Here is a 12,227-nt window from a genome sequence, read left to right as displayed (position 1 = left end):
TTCCCCGCGAAGGCGGGGACCCAGACTGGGCTCCCGCCTTCGCGGGAGAACAAGGTAATAAGCTGGCTTTCAGATCATTCCGCTCTGACGAGCGGCGATTCGTAATCATCGCACAGTCGTTAGCGAGTTGCGATCTGTTGTGACTGCCGCGCCAAGGCACGACTTGCCAGATCGTGCGACGACGCCACTGCGCCCGATGGCAGGTCCATCGCGACCGCGGGACGGTCCAGCACCGCCGCATACAGAGCTCGAGCCTCCGATTCGCGGCCGGTACGATGGTAGACCGACGCCAGATTGAGCATGAGTTCGGGGCGCTGCGGGAAGATCTTCCGCTCGGCGACGATGCGCTGTTCCGCCGTCGACAGGTCGCCTGCCGCGATCGCGGTGTAGCCGGTGCGATCCGTCGTCGCGGCCTGGTCCGCCAACGCCGGCGTGGCTGCACCCAAGGTTGCTAGAACGAACAGGACGGTCTTGCGCATCATCCATCTCCACTGACCTTCGCGTATCGGAAGGTTTCATTTTTGTGACAACGGTGTGTCACTTCGATGACTGTCATACAAGCACATTGATCAAGTTCGGTTCCGTAAGCGGATTATCTCCTTACGATGCACCACGACGCGTTCCGCCGCTGCCGTTCGTCCGCCGTTCGGCGACGACCGGACGACAAAAAAAGGGCGGCCCCGGAGGACCGCCCTTTGGACTTTCGATACTGTACGCAGGACGTCTTAGAAGGCGTTGCGATACTGCTCGTTGCCAATGAAGCCGAGCTTGGTGATCGCGGACCGCTTGATGACGGCCAGCGTGCGATCGACCACTTCATACTTCGATTCGGGATCGGGCTGGAAGTGGAGTTCGGGCTCTGGCGTCATGCCGGCGGACTGGTCCAGATACTGGCGCAGCGTGACCTCGTCGACCGGCGAACCGTTCCATGCGACCGTACCGGCGGGATCGATCGAGATCTTGTTCTTCTGCGGATCGACCGGGTTCTGCGGCTGGTTCTTGCTGTTGACCGGAAGGTCGACCTTCACCGCGTGCGTCTGAATGGGGATCGTGATGATGAACATGATGAGGAGAACGAGCAGGACGTCGATCAACGGCGTCATGTTCATTTCCATCATCGGCGCGCCATCTTCTTTGCCGCCGCTCATTGCCATCTTATACTACTCCTAAATACGTCCGAGCGATCATCAGCGTTCGGCATCAGCGTTCGCCATCAACGTTCAGTGGTGCCGCCGGGAGGCGGTTCGGAGATGAAGCCGACGCGGGCGAACCCAGCCTGCTGCATCGTGTAGATCGTCGCGCCGATGCAGCGATACGGTGCGTTCACGTCACCGCGGATGTGAGCCTCGGGCAATTCGAGACCAGCCGCGTTGACACCGCCCTGACGTGCGATCTCAGCCTTCAGCTTGTCGACAGCACGCTGCAGCAGCTCTTCGTGAGTTACCGGCGAAAGACCCCAGTACACCTGGCACTGTCCGCCAGCCGACGTTACCGACAGCGAGACGTTCTCAGGCTTGGTCATCGTCGGATCGAACCGAACATCCGGCAGCTTCAGCTGCACAGCCTGGACCGCGACAGTCGTCGTCACCAGGAAGATGATCAGGAGCACGAGCATGACGTCGACCAGCGGCGTCGTATTGATGTCCGATATCGAACTCTCGGTGGAATCGCCACCAACACTCATCGCCATGTGCGAACTATCCTATCCATATAATCGCCACCGGAACCGCCGGCGGCAATGAAGCGGGGCGGCTGCGAACAGCAGCCCCGCCTTTCGCGTCTTAGTTGGCGCGCGGTACGCCACCGGTCTGGCCGGCAGTCGTGGTCGTCGTGGCAGGCTTGGCCGAAACCGGCTTGGCTGCCGTTGCGATCGACGGACGCACTGCGCCGTTCGAGGCAAGGAAGCCGAGCACGTCGTTCGAGAAGGCCGACAGGTCCTCTGCGATCGACTTGTTGCGGCGCTGCAGCCAGTTGTACGACAGAACGGCAGGAACCGCGACAACCAGACCAAGGGCGGTCATGATCAGTGCTTCACCGACCGGCCCTGCGACCTTGTCGATCGATGCCTGACCCGACGCACCGATCTTCACGAGTGCGCGGTAGATGCCGATAACCGTACCGAACAGACCGATGAACGGCGAGACCGAACCGACCGTTGCGAGGAAGGCGAGACCGCCACCCAGCTTCGAGTTGATCGCGGCTTCCGAGCGAGCCAGCGAACCGTGCAGCCAGTCATGCGCCTCGACCGGATCGGTCAGCTTCGAATGCTGATCCTGAGCGGCCAGACCGTCGTCGACGATCTGCTTGTAGGCCGAGTTCTTCTCGAGCTTGGCCGAACCTTCGCGAAGGCTGTTCGACGACCAGAAGGCCTGACGGACGCGCTTGCCCTGGCCGATGATCTTCTGCTGCTCGAACAGCTTCGAGAACAGGATGTAGAACGACACGACCGACATCAGCACGAGAATGCCGAACACGGTCTGCGAAATCAGGCCGCCTTCGCGAAGTGCGGCTTGCAGGCCGTACGGGTTGGCGTCGGCTGCGGCGGGCGCTGCCGCTGCAAGAATGGTGGTGATCATGTTCGCTTAGTCCTCTGACTGAATTTTATCTGGTGCGGTTGACGTAGGATGGATCATTCCTGAGGCAGGACCCACCTGATGTTCAGCTGGTACGACGACCCGACGGCATTGCCGTTCTCGTCCTTGGCAGGCGTGAAACGCACCCTCGCCTTGGAGATCCGGCAGGTCGCATCATCCAGCGTCGTGTTGCCGCTGGACGACGTCACCGAACAGTCGGTCACGCGACCATCCGTACCGATCGTCAGCTTCGCGGAAACGCGACCCTGAGCACCCTCGCGCTGTGCCGACGGCGGATAATTGTCCGCGCCGAAATATTGCCCTGGGTTACCCTTGAGACCAGCAGCCTGCGAGACACGTGGCGTCGGCGGCGGTGCCGGCGGTGCTGGTGGTGCGGGCGGCGACGGCGGTGCCGTCGGCTGGAACCGAGGAATGATGCTCGACGTCGTCAGCGCGGGCGCTGGCTGCGGCGTTACCACGACTGGCGGCGGCGTCACGACCGTGGTCGGTGGCGGCGGCAGGTTTGGCTGGTCGGGTGGCGGCGGCGGGGGCTCGTCGGGCGGAGGCGGCGGCGGTGGCGGCTCCACGTCGAACGTCGTCATCTTTTCCTGGGCCTTTTTCACGTACTGGTACGCGAGGCCAGTGACGAAAGCATAGCCCAAGGCCGCATGGATCAGCGCGACGATCACGATCGCGACGATTTTGCCTCCGGACATCTTTTGGTCAGTATAGGCCATTCAGAAACGACACTCCCTTAATCTGCCTGCTCCGTACGCACGTGCCCGCAATGGGTACGCGGCACATGCGTCTGCCGTTGGCCGGAATAACCACGGGGCAGTGAGCAAGTCCTATCGCCACGTTCTGCGACACGCAAACGCTTTGTCGGACGCAACAAACGTACAACCATAGGATGGCAGAATTATTTCTGTATCGTTCAGCTTGCGTAGCGTAGCCTGAAGACATGAATCTTCTCTTTCACGTTACGGCTTCGGCCCTCTCCGTCATCATCGTGGCAACTCCTATCGGCGCTCAGGAAACCCCGGCTACACCCCGGGTTTTGACCGGCGACGCCGGTGTGGCGCAGGGTGCGGTGCAGCGCGAAGCGGCTGGCGGCATTGGATATTCCGACATCGCCGACCTGGTGCTTTCCGCCCCCGTGATCGCCGACGCGACCGTCCGGTCGACGACCAAGATCAAGCCGGCCGAGGCACCGAATCTCGCGGCGGGTCATGTCAGACTATATGTCGAGGTCGACGTCACCGCGCTGGTCCGCGGCGCCGACGGGCTGCCGCCGCGAATCGGGTATCTGCTCGACGTAATGCCCGACGCAGCCGGCCGGGTGCCTAAATTCAAGAAGGCGCGCGTGCTGATCTTCGCCAGACCAGTGCCCGGCGCCGTGAATCAGGTCCAGCTGGTCGCGCCCGACGCGCAGCTGGATTGGACGCCGTCCGCAGATGCACGCGCACGGAAGATCGCCCGCGATGCACTGGCGAGCGATGCGCCGCCGGTCATCACCGGTATCGGCAACGCGTTTCACGTGCCGGGCGCGCTACCCGGTGAAGGCGAGACCCAGATCTTCCTGACGACCGCGGACCAAAGCCCGGTGTCGCTATCGGTGCTGCGTCGTCCCGGTGAACAGCCACGCTGGGCGGTGGCCTTGAGCGAGATCGTTGATGAATCGGCGGCGCCCCCCACCCCGGAGACGCTGTTGTGGTACCGGCTGAGCTGCGCCTTGCCGCAGACCTTGCCGGACCGGAGCACGGGATCGCTGGAGGCCGCAGATGCGACGATCGCGCGGGAGGATTACGCGTTCGTCCTTGCCGCGCTGGGACCGTGCGGACGGACTCGGAAAAGCTGAACTACCCTCGGAAGCGCGCGGGCTAGCCGACGGCCAGTAATTGTCCGGTAGTGGAGCGCGCCTGCTCGAGAAACGCGACCGCGGCATCTACATCTGCGTGTCGAGCCGCCTCGGCCGGTGCCACCGCATTCACGCGAACCGCGGGCGCCAACTCGATCGCGAGGGGGCCGATCGCCGCCCTCGCTTGCGCCATCGTCAGCGGATCGAGGTTCGCGGGGATCAACACGACCCGCGATTCGCCAATCGCGCCACGAACCAGCGCCGCGATGTCCCCGCCCGGCTCCAGTGTCAGCAGCACGCGATCAGCGGCGATGTCGGACGAGGGTCACGCCGATCGCCTCGTCGGCTTCGGCGATCGCGAGCTTTACGATCTTGACCTGCACCCGCAGGACGCGCGCATCCTGCAGGAACAACGTCTCGCAGATATGATCCGCAACGCCCTCGATCAGCGTGAAATGCACGCCGGCCGGCAGCGCGGTGGTCGCGGCGTTCTTCAAATCGAGATAGTTCTTGGATGCCGACAACGGCGTATCCGGCGCGAAGTGTCTCGGGCAGACCATGTCCACGGTCAAAGAAATCCGCAGCGGCTGCGGCAGGTGCGTCTCCTCCGAATAGATGCCGGTCAGGACCTGCACTTCGAGATCGTGGACTTCGAGTTGGAGACTGTCTTCCATCTGCGCGCCTCTAGCAGACGCACCGCGAGATGAAAGTCACACCGTTCGAGCGCCGGGTCGTCCGAGCGTCGATCCGGTTATCCTTGCGTTCAGCGTCGCCAAGGCTAAAGCGCGCTGCCCTTCCCGCGTGTACGCGGCGCAGTCCGGGCCGGAGATGCCGTTGATCACTCTCGTTCCCCTGGCCAGCATCAACCCGACAGCGGTCGAGATGCTGCTCGATGCCGCTTTCGGCCCGGATCGGTTCACGCGAACCGCGTACACGATCCGCGGTGGCACGAAGCCGGTCGCCGCGCTCAGCTTCGCCGCGGTCGAGGATGGCGTGCTGGTTGGCTCGATCCAGTGCTGGCCGATTGCGCTGGTCGACGACGACAGACTGTTTCCGCTGATCATGGTCGGCCCGGTCGCCGTGGTACCCGACCATCAGGGCGACGGCATCGGTCGTCGCCTGATGACGCAGGCGCTCGACGCGGCTGCCGTCACGGGACTCGACGATGCGCTCATGCTGATCGGCGACCCCGACTATTACGGCCGGTTCTTCGGCTTCTCCGCCGAGCGCACGGCAGGCTGGGCCGCCCCCGGCCCGGTCGAGCGCCACCGCCTGCTCGCGCGCGGCGATGCCGTGCCGGACAGCACCGGCATGCTAGGCCCCCGCGTTGCCGAGACCATGCCGGTCGCCGCATCCGCATAAGCCACCGCTTTACCTCGGCCCCCTGCCCGCCTAGTCCGCCGCCATGCCCATGGACCCCATCCCTGATATCGCATCGCTCAGTCTCGCCGAGATCGCCAAGCTCGTCGAAGAGGCCAAGCTCCCGCCGGTCGAGAAATGGAACCCGACACACTGCGGCGACAGCGAGATGCGGATCGCGCGCGACGGCACCTGGTATCACCAGGGCTCGCCGATCGGTCGCCCGGCGATGGTCCGGCTGTTCTCGACGATCCTGCGCCGTGAGCCCGATGGCAGCCACGTCCTCGTCACGCCCGTCGAAAAGCTCGATATCGAGGTCGAGGACGCGCCGTTCATCGCGGTGGAGATGAAGGCCGAGGGCAGCGGTCGCGATTCGAAGCTCGCCTTCCGGCTCAATACCGGCGACCTCGTTACCGCAGGCCCCGAGCATCCGCTGCGCTTCGTCGAGGACACGACCGACGGAGATGGCGGTCCGCGCCCCTACCTCGCCGTCCGCGGCGGGATGGAGGCGCTGGTCGTCCGCTCGGTCTATTACGAACTCGCCGAGCGCGCGATCGCCGACAACGCGACTCCCACCGGCCTGTGGAGCGATGGCGCGTTCTTCCCGCTGGAGCCCGCTGCATGAGCCTGACGGAACGGATGACCGCGGCGCTGGCGAAGGGCGCCGGGTCGCACATGATCCTGCTCACCGGCGACCAGCATGACGGCGATCTCACCGCCGCCGACACGTTGCTTCCCGCCGCTGTGCTGATCGCGGTGACCGACCGCGCCGATCCGGGCGTGATCCTGACGCAGCGCACCGACACGATGAGCCGCCACCCCGGCCAGATCGCGTTTCCCGGCGGCCGGATCGATCCCGGCGAGGACGTCGTTACCGCGGCGCTGCGCGAGGCCGAGGAGGAAATCGCCCTCCCTCGCGACAAGGTCCAGGTGATCGGCGAGGCCGACAGCTACCGCACCGTCACCGGGTTCCAGGTGACGCCGGTGATCGGCATCATCCCGCCCGACCTGGTCTTCACCCCGAGCGAAGCGGAAGTCGCCAGCGTCTTCGAAGTCCCGCTCGCGTTCCTGCTCGACGAGGCGAACCATGTCGAGGCGACGCTCGAATGGCAGGGCCACGACCGGCATTATTACGAGATCATGTGGAACGAGCGGCGCATCTGGGGTGCGACTGCGGCGATGATCGTCAACCTCGCACGCCGCCTGAGGTGGTCATGATACTCCCGGCGGCGGCGTGGCGAGACCGTGACGGCCTCGAAGCACTGACCAACGTTCTCGGCGCGGCGGAGGGCGAGTCGCGCTTCGTCGGCGGTGCGGTGCGCGATACGCTGCTTGGCATCGACGTCGCCGATGTCGACATTGCCACGCGCTTGCCCCCGCAGGAGGTGATCGAGCGACTCCAGGATGCGCGGATCAAGGCGGTTCCGACCGGTCTCGCACACGGAACGATCACTGCCGTCACCCCCGCAGGTCCGGTCGAGGTGACGACGCTGCGCCGCGACGTCTCGACCGACGGCCGCCACGCGATCATCGCCTATACCGACGACTGGCGCGAGGATGCTGCGCGGCGCGACTTCACGATGAACGCGCTCTACGCCGATCCCGCGACCGGCGAGATCTTCGATTATTTCGGCGGCCTCGACGACCTCGCGGCGCGGCGCGTGCGCTTCATCGGCGACCCGTTGCAGCGGATCGCCGAGGATCACCTCCGCATCCTCCGCTTCTTTCGCTTCCACGCGCGGTTTGGCAGCATGATCGACCAAGCCGGGCTCGACGCCTGCACCACGCGCGCGAACGACCTGATGGCGCTGTCCCGCGAACGCGTGGCGAGCGAAGTGCTGAAACTACTGGTCGCTGCCAACGCCGTGCCCGTCGTCACGCTGATGGTCGAACGCGGCATCTTCCGGGCGGTATTGCCCGAGATAGACACCGAAGGGGCAGCACGTCTGGCGCTGCTCGCCGACCGCGAAACGGCGGCGGGCATCGTGCCGGATCCGATCCGCCGCCTTGCCGTGGCGATCGCGCCTGCCGCCGCTGAAGCCGTTGGTGCGAGGCTGAAGCTGTCGAACGTCGACCGCAAGCGCCTCATGGCTGCCACTGCGGGACCCGGTGAGGAAGGCCCGCTCGCCTTGGCCTATCGCGTCGGCGTGGCCGGTGCAGTCGACCGTCTGCTCATCGCTGGCGAAGACGTGTCCGCAATCAAGAACTGGACGCCGCCTGCGTTCCCGTTCTCCGGCGGGGCTCTGGTCGAGCGCGGACTTCGCAAGGGGCCGGACGTGGCTGCAATGCTGCGCCGAGTCGAGACGCAGTGGATCTCGGAAGGGTTTCCGCGCGCCGAGCGCGTGGCGGTCATCGCCGACGGACTGGTGGCGGAGGTTTCCGCCTAACCCGTTTTGAGCCGGCGTGGGCGCCAGTCAGTTCGTAGCAGTTATAGAGTTGATCATCGCATACGCCGCATCCGGCTCCAGCGGTCGTGCATAGAAATAACCCTGCCCGTACGTGCAGCCCAGCGCCGCGAGCGTCTGGGAGAGTTCATGCGTCTCGACCCCCTCGGCCGTCGTCCGCATCCCCAGTGCCTGCGCGAGACTGAGGATAGCGCGGACGATCGACACCTTGTCGCGGTCCGCCAGCATGCCCGTCACGAAGCTTCGGTCGATCTTGAGGATGTCGATCGGCAGCTTCTGGAGATAGGCGAGGTTCGAATATCCGGTGCCAAAATCGTCCATCGCCAGGTTCGTCCCGAGCGCCTTCAGCGCGTGCATCGTCCCGGCGATCCGGTCGGGATCCGAGACGATCGCGCTCTCGGTCAGTTCGAGCGTGAACCGATCTCCCGACAGCCCCGTCGAGTCCAGCGCCGCCTGCAGCACCGGGGCGATCGCATCGCGCTGCAGCTGGATCGCCGACAGGTTGACGGCGAGCCTCACGCCGCACGGTCCGCCGTTCGCCGCGTCCCAGCGCGCAAGCGTCTGCGCCGCTTCCTCGATCGCCCATCGCCCCAGCGGCACGATCAACCCCGATTCCTCGGCGACCGCGATGAATTCGGTAGGCGAATGTTCGTGGCCATCCTTGTCGGTCCAACGCGCCAGCGCTTCGAACGACACGATCCGGCCGGTCGCCAGGTCGCAGATCGGCTGATACGCCAGCCGCAGGTCGCGGTGCTCGATAGCCCGGCGGAGCGCGGTCTCCATACCGAATTGCGCGCGGGCGATCGCGAAATCCTGGACCTGGTAGAACTCGGCGCGACCACTCACCTTGGCGCGTTTGACCGCGAACTGCGCGTGGCGGACCAGATCGACATTGTCGCCGGACTCATCGGCACCAAAGGCGATACCGACCGAGCACTCGACGTTGATCTCGTAATCGGTCAACCGGAACGGCGTTTGCAACGTCCGGTGGATCCGCTCGGCAAGCGCCTGCGCCTCCTCACGATCCTGATCGATCGATATCAGGATACCGAATTGATTCCCTCCGATCCGCGCCAGCGTGTCGCGCGCGCGCAACGCACCCTTGATCCGACGCGCCACCGTGATGAGCAATTCGTCTCCCGCCAACGAGCCAAGGCACGAGTTCAGCCGGCCGAACCGATCGAGGTCGATCGCAAGCACGGCCCTGACCGTATGGTCTTCGAGCTCCTCGATCAGGTCCGCGAACCCTTCCCGGTTCAACAATCCCGTCAGGCTGTCAGTCGTCATCTCGCGACGCAGACTGCGCTCGGTCTGGACCTGCGACGTCAGGTCGATGAAACTGATCGTACACCGTTCCCGGAATATGGGATCGGATCGTGCAATCGTGACGCGGTAATGGCGGCAGTCGATCTCGTCGCCCAGGACCCAATCGAAGTCGGACCTGATCTGCTCCGACCCGAGAAACGCCCGTATCCGGTCGCCGAGCTCGGCGATCATCGGCGATCGTTCCGCAACGACGCCGAACCCCGCCAGACGATACGCGCGATTCATCGCGAACAGCTCGAGTTGCCCCGCGTTCAGGACGATATGAACCGCGGGGATCGGCACGAGTTCAAGCCCGCGTGCGACCATATCACTCGTCACGATCGGCTTTGCAGTCTGTTCGAGGGCGGTCGATGGCATGCTCCCCGGTACCGCGGGTTCGTTAAGAGGCTCTGAAGGACCCTGAATGGGGCCTTTCTCATCCATTATCCGAACCGATTATCGCGCGGAAACCCCGTGGGCGGCATCCGCCCGGCGGCTCCGCGGGCAGCGCGCCAAGGGCCAAGGTCCGATTCGGTCCGAGTGCGGCCGGTGCCGCCGCCCATCGCCCAGCTGAGGCCCTCGGCAAAGACGAACGTGATCGCGTCGGCGAGTCCGCCGTCGCGGTAGCGCTGCAACTGGAGCCCCTGCCCGCGCGTCATTTCGACCAGCTCGGCGAGCGGGAACACCAACATCTTCCGATTGTCGCCGATCGCCGCGACGTAATCGTCATTGGGGCCGATCGGCCGGACGATCTTCAACTGTGCACCCGGTCGCGGCGTCATTACTGTCTTGCCCTTGCGGGTTTCGGCGATCACTTCGGCGCTGCTCACCGAGAAGCCGCGGCCATCGGTTGCGACGACCAGCAGTTTCGGATGCTTGCTCGCGGGCAGCAACGCGACGATCCCGACGCTGCCGTCGAGATCGATCATCGCCCGCACCGGCTCGCCGAACCCGCGTCCGCCCGGCAGCTTGTCCGCCGCCAGTGTGTAGAACCGCCCGTTCTCCGCCGCGAGCAACAGCTTGTCGGTGGTCTGCGCGTGGAACGCATAGGCCGGGCCGTCACCCTCCTTGAACTTCAACGCCTCCGGGCTCGCCAGATCATTGTGCCCCTTCATCGCGCGGATCCAGCCGCGCTGCGACAGGATCACGGTGATCGGCTCGCGCTCGATCATCGCCTCGAGCGGGATGTCACGGGTCGGCGCGTGCTCCTCGATCGTCGTGCGTCGTTTGCCGAGAGGGGTCTCAAGCCCGTATCGATCGCGGATCTTCGCCATGTCGCGCTTCATCCGCGCACGCTGCTTCTTCGGGTCGGCGAGCAACGCCGCCAGCGTCGCCTGCTCCTTGTCGAGCTTGTCGCGCTCGGTCTTGATCTCGAACTCTTCGAGCCGGCGCAACGACCGCAGCCGCATGTTGAGGATCGCCTCGGCCTGGCGATCGGTCAGCCCGAACTCGGCGATCATCACCTTCTTCGGTTCATCCTCGGTACGGATGATCTCGATCACGCGGTCGAGATTGAGGTACGCGATCAGATAGCCGTCGAGCAGCTCGACCCGGTCGGCGATCTTGGCCAGCCGGTGCTCGGTCCGCCTGCGCAACACGACGAACTGGTGATCGACCCACGCCGCCAGCGCCTCGCGCAAGCTCATCACGCGCGGCGTGCGATCCTTGTCGAGCACGTTGAGGTTGAGGCTGATCCGCGTCTCGAGATCGGTCAGCCGGAACAGCCCGTCCATCAGGATCTGCGGATCGACCGTGCGGCTGCGCGGCTCGAGCACGATCCGGATCTCGGTATCCGATTCGTCGCGCACGTCGGCGAGGATCGGCAGACGCTTGGCGTTGATGAGGTCGGCGATCTGCTCGATCAGCTTGCCCTTCTGCACGCCGTACGGGATCTCGGTGACGATCAGCTGCCAGCCGCCACCCTTCTCGCGCTCGGTCTCCCAGCGCGCACGGACGCGGAATCCGCCACGCCCGGTCGCGTAGGATTCGCGGATCACGGCAGGTGGATCGACCACTAACCCGCCGGTGGGGAAGTCTGGCCCCTTCACATGCTGCAGGATCGCCGCATCGTCCGCGTCGGGCGTATCGATCAGGACGATCGCCGCCTCCAGCAACTCGGCGGCGTTGTGCGGCGGGATGCTCGTCGCCATGCCGACCGCGATCCCGCTCGCGCCGTTCGCCAGCAGGTTCGGGAACAGCCCGGGGAACAGTTCTGGCTCGTGATCTTCGCCATTATAGGTCGGGCGATACGCGACCGCGTCCTCGTCGAGCCCGTCCATCAGGTCGATCGCGACTTGAGTCAGCCGCGCCTCGGTATACCGGTAGGCGGCTGCGTTATCGCCGTCGATGTTGCCGAAATTGCCCTGCCCGTCGACCAGCGGATAGCGCATCGCGAACGACTGCGCCAAACGCACCATCGCGTCGTAGACCGACTGATCGCCGTGGGGATGGTATTTGCCGATGACGTCGCCGACGACACGCGCGCACTTCTTGTAGCCCTGCGCCGGATCGAGCTTGAGCAGCCGCATCGCCCACAGTAGCCGCCGATGTACCGGCTTCATCCCGTCGCGCACGTCGGGCAGCGACCGCGCGGTGATCGTCGACAAGGCATAGACGAGATACCGCTCGGACAGCGCGCTATCGAAGGGGGCGTCGACGATGGAGTCGAACGGATCTTTGAAATCGGTGGCCATTGCGCGCAGCGATAGCAGCCGGGAACGAAACGAT

General features: G+C 65.0%; 14 protein-coding genes. 5 read left to right on the top strand and 9 right to left on the bottom strand.

The features are described from left to right. Nucleotides 1-119: 119 nt before the first annotated feature. The 5 genes from AC59GX_RS15625 to AC59GX_RS15605 form a co-directional block, all read right to left on the bottom strand. Nucleotides 120-479: a tetratricopeptide repeat protein gene (locus AC59GX_RS15625; protein WP_497302046.1), complete on the bottom strand. Its 360-nt coding sequence runs from the start codon at nt 477-479 to the stop codon at nt 120-122. Nucleotides 480-725: 246 nt separating this feature from the next. Then, nucleotides 726-1,154: an ExbD/TolR family protein gene (locus AC59GX_RS15620; protein ID WP_056058196.1), complete on the bottom strand. Its 429-nt coding sequence runs from the start codon at nt 1,152-1,154 to the stop codon at nt 726-728. Nucleotides 1,155-1,213: 59 nt separating this feature from the next. Continuing rightward, a complete protein-coding gene (locus tag AC59GX_RS15615) occupies nt 1,214-1,690 on the bottom strand; it encodes an ExbD/TolR family protein (RefSeq protein WP_056058193.1) in 477 nt (158 codons plus the stop codon). A 91-nt stretch (nt 1,691-1,781) separates the two neighbouring features. Continuing rightward, on the bottom strand, nt 1,782-2,576 hold the full coding sequence (locus AC59GX_RS15610) for a MotA/TolQ/ExbB proton channel family protein (RefSeq protein ID WP_056058190.1): 795 nt from the start codon (nt 2,574-2,576) through the stop codon (nt 1,782-1,784). 53 nt (nt 2,577-2,629) lie between these two features. After that, nucleotides 2,630-3,310, bottom strand: a complete 681-nt coding sequence (locus tag AC59GX_RS15605; RefSeq protein ID WP_056058187.1) for an energy transducer TonB — start codon at nt 3,308-3,310, stop codon at nt 2,630-2,632. Nucleotides 3,311-3,630: 320 nt separating this feature from the next. Between AC59GX_RS15605 and AC59GX_RS15600 the strand changes: the two genes are divergently transcribed. Further along, nucleotides 3,631-4,431 carry a hypothetical protein gene (locus tag AC59GX_RS15600; protein ID WP_426281887.1) on the top strand — a complete coding sequence of 267 codons (801 nt, stop codon included), beginning with the start codon at nt 3,631-3,633 and terminating at the stop codon, nt 4,429-4,431. A gap of 22 nt (nt 4,432-4,453) precedes the next feature. Here the strand turns inward: AC59GX_RS15600 and AC59GX_RS15595 are convergent, their stop codons facing one another. Both AC59GX_RS15595 and AC59GX_RS15590 read right to left on the bottom strand, forming a co-directional pair. Then, entirely contained in the window at nt 4,454-4,729 is a 276-nt protein-coding gene (locus AC59GX_RS15595) for a Rossmann fold domain-containing protein (protein ID WP_426281886.1), read from the bottom strand. 4 nt (nt 4,730-4,733) lie between these two features. Further along, nucleotides 4,734-5,105: a dihydroneopterin aldolase gene (locus AC59GX_RS15590; protein ID WP_107954904.1), complete on the bottom strand. Its 372-nt coding sequence runs from the start codon at nt 5,103-5,105 to the stop codon at nt 4,734-4,736. Nucleotides 5,106-5,265: 160 nt separating this feature from the next. Between AC59GX_RS15590 and AC59GX_RS15585 the strand changes: the two genes are divergently transcribed. Genes AC59GX_RS15585 through AC59GX_RS15570 form a run of 4 tightly spaced genes read left to right on the top strand, consistent with a single transcriptional unit; the run spans nt 5,266 to nt 8,177 of the window. Next, the gene (locus AC59GX_RS15585) at nt 5,266-5,793 is read left to right on the top strand and encodes a GNAT family N-acetyltransferase (protein ID WP_426281885.1); all 528 of its coding nucleotides are present in this window, start codon (nt 5,266-5,268) and stop codon (nt 5,791-5,793) included. A gap of 43 nt (nt 5,794-5,836) precedes the next feature. After that, nucleotides 5,837-6,415, top strand: a complete 579-nt coding sequence (locus AC59GX_RS15580; RefSeq protein WP_426281884.1) for a DUF1285 domain-containing protein — start codon at nt 5,837-5,839, stop codon at nt 6,413-6,415. Then, on the top strand, nt 6,412-7,008 hold the full coding sequence (locus tag AC59GX_RS15575) for a CoA pyrophosphatase (protein WP_136190440.1): 597 nt from the start codon (nt 6,412-6,414) through the stop codon (nt 7,006-7,008). Before AC59GX_RS15580 ends, AC59GX_RS15575 begins: the two co-directional genes overlap by 4 nt. Next, entirely contained in the window at nt 7,005-8,177 is a 1,173-nt protein-coding gene (locus AC59GX_RS15570) for a CCA tRNA nucleotidyltransferase (RefSeq protein WP_426281883.1), read from the top strand. The genes AC59GX_RS15575 and AC59GX_RS15570 overlap by 4 nt, the downstream gene beginning before the upstream one ends. 27 nt (nt 8,178-8,204) lie before the next feature. Here the strand turns inward: AC59GX_RS15570 and AC59GX_RS15565 are convergent, their stop codons facing one another. Together AC59GX_RS15565 and parC are read right to left on the bottom strand one after the other, a co-directional pair. After that, entirely contained in the window at nt 8,205-9,878 is a 1,674-nt protein-coding gene (locus AC59GX_RS15565; RefSeq protein WP_426281882.1) for a putative bifunctional diguanylate cyclase/phosphodiesterase, read from the bottom strand. 65 nt (nt 9,879-9,943) lie between these two features. Next, on the bottom strand, nt 9,944-12,193 hold the full coding sequence (gene parC, locus AC59GX_RS15560; protein WP_426281881.1) for a DNA topoisomerase IV subunit A: 2,250 nt from the start codon (nt 12,191-12,193) through the stop codon (nt 9,944-9,946). Nucleotides 12,194-12,227 lie beyond the last annotated feature (34 nt).

The organism is Sphingomonas sp. 320_CC, assembly GCF_059691795.1.
The sequence above is the reverse complement of the archived record's forward strand: the minus strand, read 5'-3'. Positions and strand labels throughout refer to the sequence as shown.

Coding starts and splice junctions, on each gene's coding strand:
- AC59GX_RS15620 (WP_056058196.1), bottom strand. CDS start 1,154: ATGGCAATGAGCGGCGGCAAAGAAGATGGCGCGCCGATGATGGAAATG.
- AC59GX_RS15575 (WP_136190440.1), top strand. CDS start 6,412: ATGAGCCTGACGGAACGGATGACCGCGGCGCTGGCGAAGGGCGCCGGG.
- AC59GX_RS15610 (WP_056058190.1), bottom strand. CDS start 2,576: ATGATCACCACCATTCTTGCAGCGGCAGCGCCCGCCGCAGCCGACGCC.
- AC59GX_RS15625 (WP_497302046.1), bottom strand. CDS start 479: ATGCGCAAGACCGTCCTGTTCGTTCTAGCAACCTTGGGTGCAGCCACG.
- AC59GX_RS15570 (WP_426281883.1), top strand. CDS start 7,005: ATGATACTCCCGGCGGCGGCGTGGCGAGACCGTGACGGCCTCGAAGCA.
- AC59GX_RS15565 (WP_426281882.1), bottom strand. CDS start 9,878: ATGCCATCGACCGCCCTCGAACAGACTGCAAAGCCGATCGTGACGAGT.
- AC59GX_RS15605 (WP_056058187.1), bottom strand. CDS start 3,310: ATGGCCTATACTGACCAAAAGATGTCCGGAGGCAAAATCGTCGCGATC.
- parC (WP_426281881.1), bottom strand. CDS start 12,193: ATGGCCACCGATTTCAAAGATCCGTTCGACTCCATCGTCGACGCCCCC.
- AC59GX_RS15590 (WP_107954904.1), bottom strand. CDS start 5,105: ATGGAAGACAGTCTCCAACTCGAAGTCCACGATCTCGAAGTGCAGGTC.
- AC59GX_RS15580 (WP_426281884.1), top strand. CDS start 5,837: ATGCCCATGGACCCCATCCCTGATATCGCATCGCTCAGTCTCGCCGAG.
- AC59GX_RS15615 (WP_056058193.1), bottom strand. CDS start 1,690: ATGGCGATGAGTGTTGGTGGCGATTCCACCGAGAGTTCGATATCGGAC.